At 66.9% G+C, this 17,595-nt stretch carries 13 protein-coding genes; 11 read left to right on the top strand and 2 right to left on the bottom strand.

Annotated features, from left to right (window positions below; genetic code table 11):
* The first annotated feature begins 181 nt into the window (after window positions 1-181).
* Window positions 182-1,378 (top strand): galactonate dehydratase, encoded by a 1,197-nt coding sequence (dgoD, locus tag AC6RUA_RS01260; RefSeq protein ID WP_499814148.1) that lies wholly within the window; start codon window positions 182-184, stop codon window positions 1,376-1,378.
* Between the two features lie 129 nt (window positions 1,379-1,507).
* Here dgoD and AC6RUA_RS01255 read toward each other — a convergent pair whose 3' ends face one another.
* Window positions 1,508-4,645: a glycoside hydrolase family 2 TIM barrel-domain containing protein gene (locus tag AC6RUA_RS01255; RefSeq protein ID WP_499814147.1), complete on the bottom strand. Its 3,138-nt coding sequence runs from the start codon at window positions 4,643-4,645 to the stop codon at window positions 1,508-1,510.
* 128 nt (window positions 4,646-4,773) lie between these two features.
* Here AC6RUA_RS01255 and AC6RUA_RS01250 point away from each other — a divergent pair, with 128 nt between their 5' ends.
* The 7 genes from AC6RUA_RS01250 to AC6RUA_RS01220 all read left to right on the top strand — a co-directional run bounded on the left by AC6RUA_RS01250 (window position 4,774) and on the right by AC6RUA_RS01220 (window position 12,688).
* Window positions 4,774-5,877 carry a Gfo/Idh/MocA family protein gene (locus AC6RUA_RS01250; protein ID WP_499814146.1) on the top strand — a complete coding sequence of 368 codons (1,104 nt, stop codon included), beginning with the start codon at window positions 4,774-4,776 and terminating at the stop codon, window positions 5,875-5,877.
* Window positions 5,877-6,629: a hydroxypyruvate isomerase family protein gene (locus AC6RUA_RS01245; RefSeq protein ID WP_499814145.1), complete on the top strand. Its 753-nt coding sequence runs from the start codon at window positions 5,877-5,879 to the stop codon at window positions 6,627-6,629. The genes AC6RUA_RS01250 and AC6RUA_RS01245 overlap by 1 nt, the downstream gene beginning before the upstream one ends.
* 167 nt (window positions 6,630-6,796) lie before the next feature.
* Window positions 6,797-8,185, top strand: coding sequence for an extracellular solute-binding protein (locus tag AC6RUA_RS01240; protein WP_499814144.1), 1,389 nt, complete (start codon window positions 6,797-6,799; stop codon window positions 8,183-8,185).
* A 148-nt stretch (window positions 8,186-8,333) separates the two neighbouring features.
* Window positions 8,334-9,359 carry a carbohydrate ABC transporter permease gene (locus tag AC6RUA_RS01235; RefSeq protein WP_499814143.1) on the top strand — a complete coding sequence of 342 codons (1,026 nt, stop codon included), beginning with the start codon at window positions 8,334-8,336 and terminating at the stop codon, window positions 9,357-9,359.
* Window positions 9,352-10,188 carry a carbohydrate ABC transporter permease gene (locus AC6RUA_RS01230; RefSeq protein ID WP_499814142.1) on the top strand — a complete coding sequence of 279 codons (837 nt, stop codon included), beginning with the start codon at window positions 9,352-9,354 and terminating at the stop codon, window positions 10,186-10,188. Before AC6RUA_RS01235 ends, AC6RUA_RS01230 begins: the two co-directional genes overlap by 8 nt.
* A 10-nt stretch (window positions 10,189-10,198) precedes the next feature.
* Window positions 10,199-11,326: an ABC transporter ATP-binding protein gene (locus tag AC6RUA_RS01225; RefSeq protein WP_499814141.1), complete on the top strand. Its 1,128-nt coding sequence runs from the start codon at window positions 10,199-10,201 to the stop codon at window positions 11,324-11,326.
* Between the two features lie 180 nt (window positions 11,327-11,506).
* Entirely contained in the window at window positions 11,507-12,688 is a 1,182-nt protein-coding gene (locus AC6RUA_RS01220; RefSeq protein ID WP_499814140.1) for an ABC transporter ATP-binding protein, read from the top strand.
* A 65-nt stretch (window positions 12,689-12,753) separates the two neighbouring features.
* On the opposite strand, the gene melA is transcribed toward AC6RUA_RS01220, so the two are convergent.
* Complete coding sequence (gene melA / locus AC6RUA_RS01215) at window positions 12,754-14,061, bottom strand: alpha-galactosidase (RefSeq protein WP_499814139.1); 1,308 nt, start codon at window positions 14,059-14,061, stop codon at window positions 12,754-12,756.
* A gap of 165 nt (window positions 14,062-14,226) precedes the next feature.
* Between melA and AC6RUA_RS01210 the strand changes: the two genes are divergently transcribed.
* Genes AC6RUA_RS01210 through AC6RUA_RS01200 form a run of 3 tightly spaced genes read left to right on the top strand, consistent with a single transcriptional unit; the run spans window position 14,227 to window position 17,480 of the window.
* Window positions 14,227-15,630, top strand: a complete 1,404-nt coding sequence (locus AC6RUA_RS01210; RefSeq protein WP_499814138.1) for an extracellular solute-binding protein — start codon at window positions 14,227-14,229, stop codon at window positions 15,628-15,630.
* Window position 15,631: 1 nt separating this feature from the next.
* Entirely contained in the window at window positions 15,632-16,552 is a 921-nt protein-coding gene (locus AC6RUA_RS01205; protein WP_499814137.1) for a carbohydrate ABC transporter permease, read from the top strand.
* Window positions 16,553-16,595: 43 nt separating this feature from the next.
* The gene (locus AC6RUA_RS01200) at window positions 16,596-17,480 is read left to right on the top strand and encodes a carbohydrate ABC transporter permease (protein ID WP_499814136.1); all 885 of its coding nucleotides are present in this window, start codon (window positions 16,596-16,598) and stop codon (window positions 17,478-17,480) included.
* Window positions 17,481-17,595: the final 115 nt, after the last annotated feature.

The raw sequence follows: 17,595 nt of genomic DNA, 5'->3' as shown, positions 1-17,595 counted from the left end.
TAATAGTCGGATTGGGCCGTGACGACCGGCCCCTATTCACCGATGGGAAACGACCGGACGTCCGAACCGTTCGTCCCGCGGGGGAAAGAGTGAATGTCGACGCCCGACATCACTCGGCGGAGACGCCGAGACGGCGTCGTCCGTCCGCCCGGTCGCGCGACGACGGACGCACCGACAACCCATGCCATCAGACACGCACGCTTCCGACAACGAGGACACGGCGACGGGCCGAATCGTCGACTACGAACTGTTCGAGGTGCCGCCGCGGTGGCTGTTCTTGCGCCTCGAGACGAGCGACGGACTCGTCGGCTGGGGGGAACCGGTCGTCGAGGGTCGGTCGAAGACGGTTCGGGCGGCCGTCGAGGAACTCATGGACGGCTACCTCCTCGGCGAACCGGTCGCTCCGATCGAGGACCACTGGCAGACGATGTACCGCGGCGGGTTCTACCGCGGCGGGCCGGTGCTGATGTCGGCCATCGCAGGCGTCGACCAGGCGCTGTGGGACCTCAAGGGGAAACGCCTCGGCGCGCCGGTGTACGAACTGCTCGGCGGCGCGGCGCGCGACAGCATTCGGGTCTACCAGTGGATCGGCGGCGACCGCCCCTCGGAGGTCGCCGCCGAGGCCCGACAGAAGGTCGAGGCGGGCTTCTCGGCGCTGAAGATGAACGCGACGGAAGAACTGGAGCGCGTCGACGACCCCGGGACGGTCGAGGACGCCGTCGACCGACTGCGGAAGGTCAGGGAGGCCGTCGGCGACGGCGTCGACATCGGCGTCGACTTCCACGGCCGCGTCACGAAGCCCATGGCGAAACGCCTCGCGAAGGCGCTGGAACCGTACGACCCGATGTTCATCGAGGAACCGGTCCTGCCGGAACACAACGACGCGCTTCCGGGTATCGCGGCCCACACGACTATCCCCATCGCCACCGGCGAGCGGATGTACTCGCGGTGGGACTTCAAGCAGGTGTTCGAGGGCGGCGCCGTCGACGTGATTCAGCCCGACCTCTCGCACGCCGGCGGCATCACCGAGGTGAAGAAGATTGCGAGCATGGCGGAAGCGTACGACGTGGCGCTCGCCCCCCACTGCCCGCTGGGTCCCGTCGCGCTCGCGTCGTGCGTCCAGGTCGACGCCTGCACGCCGAACGCGCTCATCCAGGAGCAGAGCCTGAACATCCACTACAACGAGACGTCGGACGTACTCGACTACCTGGCCGACCCGAGCGTCTTCGAGTACGAGGACGGCTCCGTCTCCATCCCGCAATCTCCGGGACTGGGAGTGGAGATAAACGAGGAGTACGTCCGCGAGCAGTCCGAGAAGACGGTGAACTGGCACAACCCCGTCTGGCGGCACGAGGACGGCAGCATCGCGGAGTGGTAGGACCTCGACGGACCGCACACACCGACCCGACTCCCCTCCGGCAGTACCGGACGAGGGTCGTTCCGACCGGCGGGCGCACTTCCGCCCGCCCGAGCGTCTCGGTTTCGGCTCTCGGTTCTCCCGGGCGTCCTACTCGACCCGGTCCGTCTCGAACGGCCGGAACTCGAAGGAGAACGCCGTCTCCTCGGCCGGGACTCGGTACCGGTCGAGCGTGGGTGGTCCGCAACTCCCCGTCCCCAACCCGCAGTGCGCGTGGTCGAGCGACACCCACACCGCGTCGCGGGTGGGGACCTCGTGCCGGTGGTCGGCCGCCTCCAGGTCCTCGACGCTGTACCGGTGCGCGCCGAAGTCGAACGCGCTCGACCCGGTGACGCGGACGCCGACGCCCGCCTCGTCGGCGAACGTCACCCACCGCGTGTCGGTCCGGTTCCCGTTCTCCTGCGGGCGGACGTAGGGGGTGTGGAGCGCGTCGACCGAGCGCGCGTACCGCCCGAGGCGGGCGGCCGCCTCGCTGTCGACGTAGGACTCGCCCGGGCCGCGTCCGTACCAGGTCACCCGGTCGAAGGCGTCGGCGAGCGTCAGGTCGACCCCGACGCGGGGGAGCGACGGCAGGCGCGACAGGTCACCCTCGGGAGTGAGGCGGGTATCGACGGTGACCGCGCCGTCGTGGCCGACGGTGTACTCCTGTTCGACGCCGAACGCGTGGTCGAAGACGGGTGGAGCGAGGCGTCCCTCGACGGAGATGCGCACCCGCTCGTCACCCTCTACCTCGTGGTCCACCGCGTCGGCCCGGAACCCGAGGCTGTCGAGTCCGTGCTCGCGCCAGCGCTGCTCGAACCCGACGGTGCGAACGTCGTCCGCTTCCAGCGGCGTGCCGCTCTCGTACCGGTCGACCATCGTCGAGAGGAACACCCGCGAGAGCGGGAGCCCGCGGTCGTTGTCGGTCGGCGCGCGCCACAGGCCGACCCGCGGGCCGTCCTCGACGAGCGGTCGTCCCCGGTACGAGAGCGAGTCGACGACGCCGTGCGCCTCGTCGAAGACGAGTTCGAACTCCGCGCTCGAGACGACGAGGCCCTCGTCGGTCGACTCGCACGTCAGCGGCGCCGTCGTCCCGCCGGGGGGTCGGGCCGGGTCGCCGTCGGGCAGGTCGAACTCCGCCGTCGAGACGACGTGGCCGCGCTCGGCCCACGCCGCGTCGCGGGCGAGCGAGACGTCGAGCGCGAGGATTCGCTCGCCGGCCGCGCCGACCGAGTCGGGGTCCACGGGCACGTCGACGGCCGCCGTCTCGCCCGGGTCGAGCGAGGGGAGGTCGAGACTGCCGCTCTCGACGGTGCGGCCGTCGGCCAGTAGGCGCCACGTCGCGTCGAGGTGGTCCAGCGAGCGGAAGTCGTATCGGTTCTCCACGGTGAGTTCGCCAGACGCGGCGTCGCCGTCGAACGCGACCGGTTCGACGACCTTCTTGTACTCGGTCAGCCCCGGCGAGGGTTCGCGGTCCGGGAACACCAGCCCGTTGATGTTGAAGTTGGCGTCGTTGGGTTCGTCGCCGAAGTCGCCGCCGTACGCGAACCACTCCTCGCCGTCGTCGGTCGTCCGCCGGATACCCTGGTCGATCCAGTCCCACACGAACCCGCCCTGCAGTCGGTCGTGGTCGTGAAACATCTCCCAGTACTCCCGGAGGTTCCCCGGTCCGTTCCCCATCGCGTGGGCGTACTCACAGAGGATGACCGGGTGGTCGTACTCCTCCTCGGCGGCCCACGCCTCGAGTTGCTCCCACGGCGGGTACATCGGTCCGACGATGTCGGACACCTCCTGTTCCGTGTCGGGTTCGTAGTGGACGGGGCGCGTCGGGTCGCGCTCCCGGGTCTCCGCGGCCATGGTCCGGTGGTTGTCGCCGAACCCCGACTCGTTGCCGAGCGACCAGACGACGACGCTCGGGTGGTTCTTGTCGCGTTCGAGCATCCGGACCATCCGGTCGACGTACGCGTCCTCCCAGTCCGGGTCGTCGCTGAGGTGGTCGGTCGAGGGGGCGAACTCCATCCCGTGACACTCGATGTCCGTCTCGTCGACGACGTACAGGCCGTACTCGTCACACAGGTCGTAGAAGCGGCTGTCGTTGGGGTAGTGCGCAGTGCGGACGGCGTTGAGGTTGTGCCGCTTCATCATCTCGACGTCCTCGCGCATCGTCTCGACGGGGACGGCCCGCCCCCGGTCGGGGTGGAAGTCGTGGCGGTTCACGCCACGAATCGTCACCGCCTCGCCGTTGACGAGGAACTGCCCGTCGACGATTTCGACCTCGCGGAACCCGACCTGCTGTGTGACTACCTCGGTCGGTTCGCTCTCCTCGTCTCCGTCGAACACCGAGACGAGGAGGGTGTGACACGCCGGGGTCTCAGCCGTCCACTTCTCGGGGTCCTCGAGCGTCTCCTCGACGGTCACCGTGGTCGTCCCGCCGGGTTCGACGTCGGCCGACGACCGGAACTCCGCGACCGTCGCCCCGCCGGCGTCGAGGAGTCTGGTCTCGACAGTGGTGGCGTCCGCGGCGTCCCCCGCGTTACTCAGGTCGACGTCCGCCCGGAACTGCCCGTCGACGTACTCGTCGTCCAGACCCGCCCGCACGTCGACGTCCGAGACGTGCGTCTCCGGGACGGCGTACGCGTACACGTCCCGGAAGATGCCGCTGAGCCACCACATGTCCTGGTCCTCGAGGTAGCTCCCGTTCGACCACTTGTAGACGCGCACGGCGACGGTGTTCTCGCCGGGGTCGACGTGCTCGGTGACGTCGAACTCCGCGGGGAGGCGCGCGCCCTCGCTGTAGCCGACCCGCTCGCCGTTCACCCGGAGGTGAAACGCCGAGTCGACGCCCTCGAAGCGGAGGCGAACCTGTCGGTCGCTCCACAACTCGTCGACGTGGAACGACCGCCGGTACGTCGCAGTGGGGTTCTCCGTCGGGACGTGCGGCGGGTCGACCGGGAACGGGTAGACCACGTTCGTGTAGTGGGGCGCGCCGTGTCCGTCGAGTTGCCAGTTCAGCGGGACCTCGATGCGGCCCCAGTCGGTCGCGTCGTATCCCGGGGCAGAGACGCCCTCGGGCGCGTCGGCCGGCGTCTCAGCGAGGTCGAACTGCCACCGCCCGTTCAGCGACGCGACCCACGGCGACGCGCTCCGACTGCCGCTCAGAGCGGTTCCGCGGTCGGGGTACGGCAGGACGTCCGCGTGCGGTGCCAACCGGTTCCGTCCGACCGTCCCGGGGTCGGTCCAGTCGTTCATGCTGTCCGACACCGAAGCCGTCCGTTTATCCTTTCGGGTCCCTCCGCCCGCCCACCGGAGCACCGCCGACCGCGCGTTCGGTTGCCGCTTCAGGAACCGTTTTGTCTCGACCGACGCCGTTCGAAATCGTGACGTACAGCGTCGCCGTCATCGGCACTGGGACGGAACCGGACGACCCCGGGCGGGACGGGTACGCGATGGCGTACCACCACGCGGCGGGGTACGAGAAACAGGACGACTGCGACATCGTCGCGTGCGCCGACATCGTCCCCGAGAACGCGCGGGCGTTCGCCGACGAGTTCGGCCTCGACGACGACGCCGTCTACGAGGACTACGGGGAGATGCTGACGGCGGTGGAACCCGACGTCGTCTCCATCTGCGTGCCGCCCGCCATCCACGACGACATCGCCGTCGACTGCATCCGGAGCGGAGTCGTCGACGCCATCCACTGCGAGAAGCCGATGGCCGACACGTACGCCGGGGCGAAGTTGATGACGCAGGAGGCGGCGCGCCACGACGTTCAGCTCACCTTCAACCACCAGCGGCGGTTCAGCGACGCGGTCCGGACCGCGAAGGAACTCCTCGACGACGGCCAGATCGGCGACCTGACGCGCGTCGAGTTCGCCGCGCCGGTCGGCATCTTCGACTACGGGAGCCACTCGTTCGACCTCTGCAACTACTTCAACGACGAGACCCCCGGCTCGTGGGTGCTCGGTCAGATAGACTACTCCGAGGAGAACGTCCTGTTCGGCACGCACAACGAGAACCAGGCCATCGTCCACTGGGAGTACGAGAACGGCGTCCACGGCGTCGCGGCGTCCGACAGTACCGGGGGCGGCCCCGCCGACGCGTTCGCGTGCCACAACCGACTCGTCGGGACGGACGGCGTCATCGAGGTGGGCCCCGAGAGCGACGACGAGAACGAGGACCTGCCGGCGCTGCGAATCCGGCGCGACGGCGGCGACTGGGAGGCCGTCGACACCGAGGACGGCCTGCACGGCTGGGAGTTCGTCGACCGCGCCATCGCGGAGAACGTCCGGTGTCTCGACGAGGGGGAGACGCCCGAACTCTGCGCGGAGAACGCCCTCAACGCGACGGAACTCATCTTCGCGACGTGGGAGTCGTCCCGGCGCCGCGGCCGGGTCGACCTGCCGCTCGACATCGAGGACAACCCGCTGCAGGCGATGCTCGACTCGGGCGCGCTCACGCCGAACCCGGCGGGTGAGGACTGATGGTCCGCCTGTCCGTCTGCGTGGAGATGGTGTACGACGACGAACCGTTCGAAGACCGTATCCGCCGCGCGGGGCGCGCCGGCGTCGACGCCGTCGAGTTCTGGGACTGGCGCGAGAAGGACCTCGACGCCGTGGAGGCGGCCGCCGAGGAGGCCGGCGTCGACGTCGTCGCCTGCACGGCCGGCGGTACGCTGACCGACCCCGAGGCGGCCGACGACGCCGTCGAGACGATTCGCGAGTCGGTCGAGACGGCGGCCGAGCGCGGGATTCCGACGCTCATCGTGACGACCGGTCCCGACCAGGACGGACTGGACCGCGAGACGCAACACGGGACCATCGTGGACGTGCTCTCGCGGGTCGCCCCCGCCGCCGAGGACGCGGGCGTCACGCTCGCGCTCGAACCGCTGAACACGGTGGTCGACCACCCGGGGTACTACCTCACGACGAGCGACGAGGGGTTCGAAATCGTCGAGGAGGTGGACTCGCCGAGCGTCGCGCTACTGTACGACGTCTACCACCAGCAGATAACGGAGGGGAACGTCATCCAGACCATCACGGAGAACGTCGAACACATCGGTCACGTCCACGTGGCCGACGTTCCGGGGCGGCACGAACCCGGAACGGGCGAACTGAACTACGCCAACGTGTTCGACGCCATCGACGACGCGGGGTACGAGGGGTGCGTGGGCTGTGAGTTCTCGCCGACCGGCGACCCCGACGAGGCGATGGCCGGCGTACTGGACCTGAACTGAACGGGACCGAGCGGCACCGAATCGAGGCTCGGGCGGTGACCCCGCCCGGTGCGACGCGAGTCCGCTCGTGCGCCCGCCGTCGGGCGATGTTTCGGTTCGCCGTCCCGGTCGATTGATAATGACGTTCCGAAACATTCATACGTCTCTCTCGGTGAGAATCGATTGCAATGCCCGAGTCTACGGACCCGGATAGACGACGTCGTCAGTTCATCCAGTCGCTCGGCGTGGCAGGAGCGGCCAGTCTGGCGGGATGTAGCGTCAGCACCGGCGGAAGCGAGACCGAGACCGGCGGGGACAGCGGCGAGGGAACCGACGGCGGTGGCGGGAGCACCGGGACCGACGGCGGGTCCGGGTCGTCGCAGATGGCTCCGTCCGCGAACGGTTGGGGGTGGAACATCGCGGCCGAGTCGCTCCAGATGGCCGCCGAGACGTACAACGAGCAGAACGACGGCGAGATATCGGTCGAGGTGCTCGGCGGTGACGCCTGGGAGCAGCGGTTCCAGACGGCCATCACGAGCGGGACGGGCGCGCCCGACTTCTCGGTGGTCCAGAACTACGACGTGACGGCGTACGCCGACATCGACGGTCTCACAGACCTCACGAGCCGAATCGACGACGCGGACATACGCGACGACATCGTCGACGGGAAGTGGCAGACGGTCAGCATCAGCGGGAGCGACTACGCCCTCCCGTGGGACATCGGTCCAACCGGCGTGTTCTACAAGCGGGACAAGTACGAGGAGGCGGGCATCAACCCGGACGACATCACGACCTGGGACGCCTTCATCGAGGCCGGCAAGCAACTGCCCGACGACGTCGCCATGATAAACCTCCCGACGCAGGACATGTCCAGCATGTGGCGGATGCTGTTCCGCCAGCTTGGCGGCCAGCCGTTCACCGAGGACGGCGCCGTCAACATCGCGAGCGAGGAGAGCGTTCGCGTGGCGGAACTCGTCCAGCAGATGAGCGAGGCGGGCATCACCACGCGCATCGAGACGTGGTCCGGCGGCTGGTTCACCTCCTTCGCCGAGGGGTCGCTCGCCTCCGTCGCGACAGCAGCGTGGATGGACGGGACGCTCCGCGCCGAACTCCCCGACACGTCGGGCAACTGGGGCGTCTACAGGCTGCCGGCGTTCGAGGAGGGCGGCACCCGCGCCTCGAACCGAGGCGGGTCGAACATGGCCATCCCCTCCCAGATCGACGACGAGGCGGTCGTCGACCGGGCGTGGGACTACTGTCTCTGGGCGATGACCACTCCGGAGGTCCAGAACAACATGCTCGAGGAGTACGGGCTGTTCCCGTCGCTGACGACGGCGTACGACGCCGACATCTACGACCAGGAACTCGAGTTCTACGGCGGACAGCCGGTGTTCCGCCTGTTCGCCGACGTCGCGACGGAGATCGAGCCGTACCGGTACACCACCGACACACCGGAAGTGCAGGACGCTATCGAGACGGAACTCGGGCGCGTCATCGACGACGGGAAGGCTCCGAAGAAGGCGATGCAGGACGCCGCCCAGACCGTCGCGGACCGGACCGACCGCGAGGTAGTGTAACGGCCGCGACCGTCTGCCCCACTTCACAACGCACACTTCCCATGGACGACACAACGACGCGCCTCGGTACCGCGACGCCGAACGTCACGCCCGAACGGGACGTCAGGAGACCGGTCGCTACGCCGGTCTGGAGGGCAGAGTAGCCGCGATGGTGCTCAACTCCATCCAGTCGAGAGTCCAGTCGTCGACGGCGTACCGGCAGGCCTCCGACCAGGTCCGGTACGCCCGTCAGGGGCTCTCGGAGACGGTCCCGAACGTGCGGGGGCTGCCGTACGTGTACATCTCCCCGTTCTTCATCCTGTTCGGGATCTTCCTCCTGTTCCCGACGCTGTACACTATCTACCTCTCGTTTTTCAACTACGTCGGGGTCTCGAACGAGGTCCTGTTGACGGCGCGGATGGGGCCGCTCACGGTGACGATACCCCAGATAGCCGACCTGGAGTTCGTCGGCCTCTCCCACTACACGCGACTCGTGTTCAGGGACTCGCTGTTCCACACCGCGCTGTTCAACACCTCGTTCATCTTCTTCATCCAGGTGCCGCTGATGGTCGGTCTCGGACTCGCGACCGCCATCGTACTGGACTCGAAGTTCATCCGCGCCAAGAGCCTGTTCCGGACGCTCATCGCTCTGCCGGTCGCGACCGGCCTCGTGGCGTACTCGACCATCTTCCTCCTGTTGTTCAACGGCGACATCGGGCTGATCAACTACATCTTGGAGTCCATCGGCGTCGGCGCCATCCCGTGGCTCGGTGAGGGGCTCTGGGCCCGGATAACGCTCGTCATCGCGGTCACGTGGCGCTGGTTGGGGTACAACATGATCATCCTGCTAGCGGGGCTCCAGACGGTTCCCCAGCAGTTGTACGAGGCGGCGGAGATCGACGGGGCCACGCGCTGGCAGCAGTTCCGCTACGTGACGGTCCCGCAGCTCCGCCCCGTGCTGTTGTTCGTCGTCGTCTCCTCGACCATCGGCACGTTCCAGATCTTCGCCGAGCCGTACGTCATCACGGGCGGCGGCCCGGGCAACTCGACCATCACCATCGTCCAGTACATCTACAACCAGGCGTTCCTCCAGCTGAACCTGGGGTACGCCAGCGCCGTCTCGGTCGTCCTCGTGCTCATCGTGAGCGCCCTGTCGATCGTCCAGATCCAGTACGGAGGTGACGACGATGCGTGACGAGGAACGACGCGAGGCGCTCTGGAAGTTCGGCGGGTACATCTTCCTCCTGACGGTCACCGTCCTGGTGATGATCCCGCTCTACTGGATGCTCGTCGCGGCGACCATCCCGCAGTCGGAGTTCTTCACGTGGCCGCCGCGCCTGCTCCCGGGGACGCACTACCTCGAGAACTTCCGCGCGCTTCAGGAGAACGTCGACTTCCTCAACAGCATCTGGAACAGCATCATCATCTCGGTGTCGTACACGGCGCTGTCGCTCGTGCTGTGTTCGATGGCGGGCTTCGCGTTCGCGAAGTACGAGTTCCGGTTCAAGGAGCCGCTGTTCTACTTCATCCTGGCGACGCTGGTGCTCCCCATCCAGTTGCTCATCATCCCGCTGTTCCTGCTGATGGTCCAACTGGGGTGGACGAACTCGTACCTCGCGGTCATCCTGCCGTGGGCGGCGAACCCCCTCGGCATCTTCCTGATGCGCCAGAACATGAAGGCCATCCCCGACTCGCTCCTGGAGTCCGCGCGCATGGACGGAGCGACCGAGTTCCAACTGTACTACAAGATAGCGCTCCCGACGATGCTGCCGTCGCTGGCGGCGCTGTCCATCATCCTGTTCCTCAATCAGTGGCAGGCGTTCCTCTACCCGCTCGTCATCCTGCAGGACCCGCAGATGTACACCATCCCGCTCGCGCTGGCGGAACTCGTCGGTCAACAGCGGGTGTACTTCGACCAGATAATGGTCGCGACGTCGCTCGCGGTGACGCCCATCTTCGTCGTGTTCCTCACGATGCAGCAGTACTTCATCAAGGGAATCCTCTCGGGGTCGGTCAAACAGTAGGTGATCACGAATGGCAACAATCGACATCACGAACCTTCGCAAGGAGTTCGGCGACGACGGTGAACAGATACTCGCGGTCGACGACCTCGACTTGACCATCGAGGACGGGGAGTTCCTCGTCTTCGTCGGGCCGTCCGGCTGTGGCAAGACGACGACGCTCCGGTGCGTCGCGGGCCTGGAGGACGTGACCGAGGGGTCCATCGCGTTCGACGGTCGGGAGGTGACGGACCAGCGCGCGCGCGAACGGGACGTCGCGATGGTGTTCCAGAACTACGCGCTGTACCCCCACATGACCGTCCGGAAGAACATCGGCTTCCCGCTGCGCCTCTCGACGAAGCGGTCGAGCGAGGAGATAGACGCCCGCGTCGAGGAGGTGACCGAGTTGCTCGGTATCGACCGACTGCTCGACCAGCGCCCGAAGGAACTCTCGGGCGGGCAACAGCAGCGGGTGGCGCTCGGGCGCGCCATCATCCGCGACCCGGAGGTGTTCCTGATGGACGAACCGCTGTCGAACCTCGACGCCAAACTCCGGTCGACGATGCGGACGGAGCTCCAGGAACTCCAGGCGGAACTCGGCGTCACGACGGCGTACGTCACGCACGACCAGACGGAGGCGATGGCGATGGGCGACCGCATCGCCATCCTCGACGGGGGCGAACTCCAGCAGGTCGGCACGCCGAGCGACGTGTACCGGTCGCCGGCCAACGAGTTCGTCGCCGGGTTCATCGGGAGTCCCAGCATCAACCTGTTCACCGCCGACGTCGAGGGGAGCACGCTCACCGGTCCGGGCGGGTTCGAGTACACGCTGGCGGACGACTCGGTCGTCGCCGACCACGACCGCGTACGGGTCGGCGTCCGTCCGGAGGACCTGCGCCTCGACCCGGAGGGGAGCGTGCCGAGCGAGGTGACCGTCGTCGAGGAGATGGGCAACGAGAACTTCCTCTACACACAGATGGGCGACGTCGACCTGACCGCGCGCATCGAGAGCGAGGTGTACCCCGACGAGGGGGCGACCGTCGAGTTCGGGTTCGCGGAGGAGGACCTCTACCTCTTCGACGAGCGGACGACGGAGGCGATAAAGACCAAGACGACGGACACCGACGCCGGCTACGACCAGTACGTCCGAGCGGAGCGCTGAACGGACGACACGGCCCGTCGGCTCCGGCGACGCGCACCCGGCCCCGCGTCGTCCACGGAACCGGAGAGGGGTGTTGGTCCATCGCGCGCGGACCGGTGGGCCCGTCTCGACCGTCGCGGTGACGGAACCCCGACGGTCGGGGTCGAAAGGGTTTACCGGCGCCGTCCTACACCATCGTTCATGGGTGCTCTGGAGATCCGGAACCTGACCAAGGTGTTCGACGACGACGACGGGGACATCGTCGCCGTAGACGAGTTCGACGCCGCGATACGGGACGGGGAGTTCGTCGTCCTCGTCGGGCCGTCCGGGTGCGGAAAGTCGACGACGCTCCGGTGTATCGCCGGTCTGGAGTCGCCGACCAGCGGCGACATCGTCCTCGACGACGAGACGGTGACGAATCGGGAGTCGAAGAACCGGGACATGGCGATGGTGTTCCAGAACTACGCGCTGTACCCCCACATGACGGCGCGCGAGAACATGTCGTTCGGGCTGAAGATGACCACCGACATGAGCAAGTCGGCCATCGACGAGCAGGTGACTCAGACGGCGCGGATGATGGGCATCGAGGACCTACTCGACAACACACCCGACGAACTCTCGGGCGGGCAACAGCAGCGGGTGGCGCTCGGACGGGCCATCGTCCGGGAGCCGGAGGTGTTCCTGATGGACGAACCGCTGTCGAACCTCGACGCCAAACTCCGGACGCAGATGCGCACCGAACTCCAGGAACTCCAGCAGGAGTTCGGCGTCACCACCCTCTACGTGACGCACGACCAGACGGAGGCGATGACGATGGGCGACCGCATCGCCGTCCTCGACGGGGGCGAACTCCAGCAGATCGGGACGCCGCTCGAGTGCTACCACGAACCGGCGAACCGGTTCGTCGCCAGTTTCATCGGGTCGCCGTCGATGAACTTCCTCGACGTGGAACTCGACGAGAGTGGGGAGGTTCCCCGTCTCGTTCACGGCGAGTTCGCGTACGAACTCGGCGAGGAGCTACGCGCCGATGTCGCGGGCGCGGCCCCCGAGTTGACGCTGGGCATCCGACCGGAGGACATCGAGGTGGTCGAGGCGGACGAGCGCAACGCCGTCGAGACCACCGTCCAGGTGACCGAACCCCTCGGGAACATGACGTACCTCTACCTCGACATCGGTGGCGAGCAGTACACCGCGACCATCGACGGCGACCTGATGTTCACGACGGGCCAGGCGCTCGCCGTCAAGTTCCCTCAGGACCGCGTCCACGTCTTCGACCGCCGGACGGGCGAGGCGGTCCACAACCGCGTCCCCCCGGAGGGTACGGACGCCGACGTCGCGGGGTTCGAGGCCGCCGGCGCGGACGTCGGCGCGCGGTCGGAGTAGCGCAGCGTCCCTTCCGGTTCCGGTCTCCCGTCCCCGTTCGAGGCACTCGCGGCTCGCCCGCGACGTCACTCCAGCGCGGGGAGGTACGCCTCGTTGGCCTCGATGAGGTCCTCGGTCATGTCGTGAATCTCGTCCAGCGTGAGTTCCGCGGCGGTCAACGGGTCGAGTTTGACCGCTCGATGGACCTTCTCGCGGTCGTTCTCCAGTGCCCCCTCGACGACGAGGCGGTGGACGGCCGCGTGCTGGCGGGGGTAGGCGGCAACCTCGGTGGGGAGTTGGCCGACCGAACAGGGCCGGACCCCGGTCCCGTCGACGAGGACGGGCACCTCGACGCAGACGTCGGCCGGGAGGTTCTCGATGGCGTCGGTCTCGTTGGAGACGTTCAGGTTCATCCGCCGGGGAGTGTCGGTCTCCATCGAGTGGATGAGCCGCGAGGCGTACTCCTCGGAGCGGTCGGCCCCGACGTCGTCGAGGTCCACGTCGATGTCGGGGTCGTCGCGGTCCTCCGACCGCTGTTTCCACCCCTCGAGGTACGTCGCCGTCTCCATGCGCTCGGCGTACCCACTGCCCGTCATCTCCTCGATGGTCGCGTCGTCCGTTCGGAAGTACGGCACGTACTCGGACATGTGGTGAGACGACTCCGTCGGGAAGTAGCCGAAGTGGCGCATCATCTCGAAGCGGACGGTGTCCTCCTCGTACGTGTCGGGGTCGTCCATCGCCTCGCGGAGGTCGGGGTAGATGCTCTCGCCCTCGTGGGTCGCCTCGAGGAACCACGCGACGTGGTTGATGCCGGCGACCCAGTACTCCAGTTCCTCCTGGGGCACGTCGGCGTACTCCGCGAGCGCCTCGGCGGTGTGGGGGACCGAGTGACAGAGGCCGACCGTCTCGACGTCCGTCGCCTCGTACATCGTCTGACAGAGGATGGACATCGGGTTGGTGTAGTTGAGGAGCAACGCGTCGGGACACACCTCCTCCATGTCCGCCGCGATGTCGAGCATCGTCGGGACGGTTCGCAGGCCGCGGAAGATACCGCCCGGGCCGATGGTGTCGCCGATGGCCTGCTTCACGCCGTACTCCTCGGGGATGCGAATCTCGTTCTCGAACGGTTCGGTCCCCCCGACGTTCACCATGTTCAGCACGTAGTCGGCGCCCTCGAGCGCCTCGCGACGGTCGGTCGTCGCCTCGACGGTCGCGTCCAGTCCCTCGTTGTCGACGATGGCCTCGGCGACCTGCGCCGTCTGTTCGAGTCGGTGCTCGTCGATGTCCATCAGCGCGATGTCGCTGTCGGACAGTTCCTCGAACGAGAGGATGTCGCCGACGAGCGTGGTCGCGAACACCATGCTTCCCGCCCCGACGAACGCGATTTTCGGCATACGCCTCCACCAACTGCCGCACCCCATTAAAGTGTGAGCATTCGCGAATCCTCCGGGCTGATTTCAGCGTATCCGTTGCGTACCGGAACGAGTCGTTCGCGTAACCGTTACTCACCGAACGACGGAATTCTTTTGTAGGTCGGACGGGTACCGTCGCGGTGTACCATGGCAAACGATAGTGGACGACCACTCAGTCGACGGACCATTCTGAAAGGTGTCGGCGGGGCGGCCGGGACGGGCGCGCTCGCGTCGATGGCCGGGTGCGTCAACGGAACCGGCGCCGGGAACGCGGGTGGTGGCGGTGGCGGGAACGACAGCGGCACCAGCGGCGGGTCCGGCGGCGGAACGGCGGAGATCCTCTTCTGGATCGGGTCGGTCAACCAGGGGAGCCCGGACGCGAAGTTCCGCGACTGGTACCACTCCACCTACGAGGAGAACAACCCGGACGCGGAACTGACCATCTCGTCGTTCACGTACCCGGACCGCCGCCAGAAGTTCCTCACGGGCGGGCGCCAAGGGAACCCCGATTACATCGAAGGGGTCCTGAGCCACCTCAGCGAGTTCCAGAAGGCCGACCTGCTCGAACCGGTGACCGAGCGAGCGAAGAGCCTCGACCACTGGGACGGGTTCACCGACGGGGCCAAGGCGGCGGTGACGTACAAGGACGAGATATGGGCGGTGCCCTCGACCGGGAACGGGCGCGCGCTCCTCTACCGGAACGACATCTTCGACGAACTCGGGCTGAAACCGCCGGAGACGGTCCCGGAGTTCCACGAGGCGGCCCGGGCCATCAACGAGCAGAAGGACGACATCTGGGCGTTCCACAACTGCACGAAGGACGGGTCGGTCCGGGCGTTCCAGGAGTGGATGTCGCACGTCTACCAGCACGAGGACAACCTCTACACGCTGAACGGCGACTCGTGGGAACTCGTTCCGGCGGCCGAGACGCTCGGCGTCATCTTCGACAACTGGTACGCGAAGGTGTACACGGGCGACAACCCCCTCGCGAACCCCGACTCGCTGGGCACGGGCTGGCAGGTGAACGACTACGGCTACCTCAACGGCGACTACGCGATGATCGAGTGCGGGCCGTGGATCACCAACATGGTCAGCGACGACGAGATCGACGACAGCGAGGCGGCCAAGACGCGGATGAACGAGAACACGACGGTCAAACACCTCCCCCACGCCGACGGCGCGAACCGGGGAACCTACCTCGAGGTCAAGCCGATGATGGTGAACAAGCACTCCTCCAACAAGGACCTGGCGTGGGAGGGAGTCAAACACCGCACCAGCCTCGAGGCGTTCCGGAAGATGAAGGAGGTCGGGCTGAGCATCGCCACGCCGATGCACTCCGAAATCAGCACCACCATCGAGAGCGAGAACCTGGCCGCCTTCGAGGACGTCATCCAGACCGGCCGCCCGCTGGCGAAGATCAAGTGGGGGTCGGTCCGCACCGCGTTCTACGAGGAGATGCAGCAGGTCGCCTACGGCGAGAAGGAGCCGATGAAGGCGGGCGAGTCGCTCCACGAGAAACTCTCCGACCTCACCAGCGAACTGAGCGCCTGACATGGGTGTCGAGACGTCCACCTCGAGTGGGGCCGCTGGCTACCGCGAGACGTTCAGCGAGTTCGTCCGGGACACGTGGCTCGGGTACGCGTTCGTGGTGCCGACGACGGTCCTGCTCGGGTTGATCGTCCTGTACCCGACGCTCCGCGGCGTCGTCATGGCGTTCCAGGAGCTCTCGCTCCTGAGCCCCAATCAAGTCGCCTGGGTGGGCCTACAGAACTTCGGGCAGATGTTCGGGTCGGCGGCGTTCTGGGAGGCGCTGACGAACACCGTCGTCCTGACCGTCGCGGCGGTGTCGCTCGAGTACATCTTCGGGCTCGGTCTGGCGATGGTGCTCAAACAGAAGCTCCCTGGCATCAAGTTCTTCCGCAACTTCTCGATGGTGACGTGGGTGTTGCCCATCGTCGTGATGACCATCATCTTCCGGTTCATGATGCAGCCGGACTACGGGCTGGTCAACGTCGTCCTCTCGACGTTCGGCGTCGACACCGAGTACTGGTTCGGGTCGACGACGTGGGCGTTCCCGCTCATCGTCGTGATGCACGTCTGGCGGAACGCGCCGTTCTTCGCCATCGCGCTCATGGCGAGCATGCAGGCGATTCCCGAGTCGCTCTACGAGGCGGCCGAACTCGACGGCGCCGGGACGCTCCAGCAGTTCCGCTACATCACGCTGCCGAACATCTCGTACGTGTCGATGATCATGATCGTGCTCCACGTCATCTTCACGGTCAACGACTTCGAGATCATCTTCCTCACGACCGGCGGCGGTCCGCTGGGGTCGACCGAGGTGCTCGCCACGCACGTGTACAAACTGGCGTTCAACCAGTACACGCTGGGGTACGCCGCCAGCATCGGGTTCACGATGCTGGTCCTACTGATGGCGTTCACCGTCGTCTACGTCAAACTGGAGGAGATAGAATGACGCGACCGACGCATCTCACGCGTACCGACGGGAGGGGCCGATAATGGCGACGAGCGACGCGAACCTCGTCCAGCGGTTCGACGGCTGGCTCGACGAGGACATGTCGCCTCGGCGGGCGATACTCACCTACGCCGTCCTCGCCGTCTACGCCGTCTTCCTGTTCGTCCCTATCCTCTACGTCATGCTGTCGACGGTGCTGGGGGCGGGTGCGCTCTACTCGCCGGAACTGATTCCGAACCTGGGCGCGTTCACGCTCGAGAACTACGTGACGGTCCTCACGCGCGCGGACTTCATCCGCTACGCCGTCAACTCCATCATCGTGGCGGTGCTGACGACGACGCTCACGCTCGTCATGGGGACGCTCGCGGCCTACTCGCTGAGCCGCTTCGAGTTCCCGGGGCGCGAACAGCTCCTGCTCGGCTACCTCGTCACCCAGATGTTCCCGTGGGTACTGTTGTTGATCCCGTTCTTCCTGCTGATGTTCCAGCTCCGGCTCATCGACACGTACACGGGAATCGTCCTGGCGCACACCGCGTTCGCGCTCCCGTTCGCCACGTGGCTGCTCAAGGGCTACTTCGACGACATCCCCGAGTCGCTCGCCGACGCCGGTAAGATGGACGGCTGCTCGGAGCTACAGGTCCTCCGACACGTCATGCTGCCGCTGGCGAAACCCGGTCTCACCGTCGCCGGGTTCTACACGTTCGTCATCTCGTGGAACGACTACCTCGCGGTGTCGGTGCTCACGCAGACGGCGGCGGTCCGGACGCTCCCGTTCGGCCTCCAGTTGTTCCAGTCGCAGAACCAGGTCAACTGGGCCGTGACGCTCACCGCCGCGACGCTGACGATGCTCCCCGTCATCGTCCTCTTCGCGTTCGTCCAGGAGAAAGTCGTCGAGGGGCTGGCGAGCGGCGGCATGAAAGGCGCCTGAGACGGGCGCGACGGTCTCCCGTCTCGCGCTCTCCTCTCTTCCCTCTCTCGCCTCGGGGTTCTCGGGCGTCTCCCCTCGGTCACTGCCGGCTCGCTCGCGACTCCCGAGTACGGAG

It is taken from the genome of Halorarum sp. SLYT50 (assembly GCF_059821265.1).
Note: the sequence above shows the minus strand (reverse complement) of the source record. Positions and strands in the feature narration are given on the sequence as shown.

Bases quoted from the DNA above. Each gene is read 5' to 3' on its own strand.
- dgoD (WP_499814148.1), top strand. From the start codon at position 182: ATGCCATCAGACACGCACGCTTCCGACAACGAGGACACGGCGACGGGC.
- AC6RUA_RS01255 (WP_499814147.1), bottom strand. From the start codon at position 4,645: ATGAACGACTGGACCGACCCCGGGACGGTCGGACGGAACCGGTTGGCA.
- AC6RUA_RS01245 (WP_499814145.1), top strand. From the start codon at position 5,877: ATGGTCCGCCTGTCCGTCTGCGTGGAGATGGTGTACGACGACGAACCG.
- AC6RUA_RS01240 (WP_499814144.1), top strand. From the start codon at position 6,797: ATGCCCGAGTCTACGGACCCGGATAGACGACGTCGTCAGTTCATCCAG.
- AC6RUA_RS01235 (WP_499814143.1), top strand. From the start codon at position 8,334: ATGGTGCTCAACTCCATCCAGTCGAGAGTCCAGTCGTCGACGGCGTAC.
- AC6RUA_RS01230 (WP_499814142.1), top strand. From the start codon at position 9,352: ATGCGTGACGAGGAACGACGCGAGGCGCTCTGGAAGTTCGGCGGGTAC.
- AC6RUA_RS01225 (WP_499814141.1), top strand. From the start codon at position 10,199: ATGGCAACAATCGACATCACGAACCTTCGCAAGGAGTTCGGCGACGAC.
- AC6RUA_RS01220 (WP_499814140.1), top strand. From the start codon at position 11,507: ATGGGTGCTCTGGAGATCCGGAACCTGACCAAGGTGTTCGACGACGAC.
- melA (WP_499814139.1), bottom strand. From the start codon at position 14,061: ATGCCGAAAATCGCGTTCGTCGGGGCGGGAAGCATGGTGTTCGCGACC.
- AC6RUA_RS01210 (WP_499814138.1), top strand. From the start codon at position 14,227: ATGGCAAACGATAGTGGACGACCACTCAGTCGACGGACCATTCTGAAA.
- AC6RUA_RS01205 (WP_499814137.1), top strand. From the start codon at position 15,632: ATGGGTGTCGAGACGTCCACCTCGAGTGGGGCCGCTGGCTACCGCGAG.
- AC6RUA_RS01200 (WP_499814136.1), top strand. From the start codon at position 16,596: ATGGCGACGAGCGACGCGAACCTCGTCCAGCGGTTCGACGGCTGGCTC.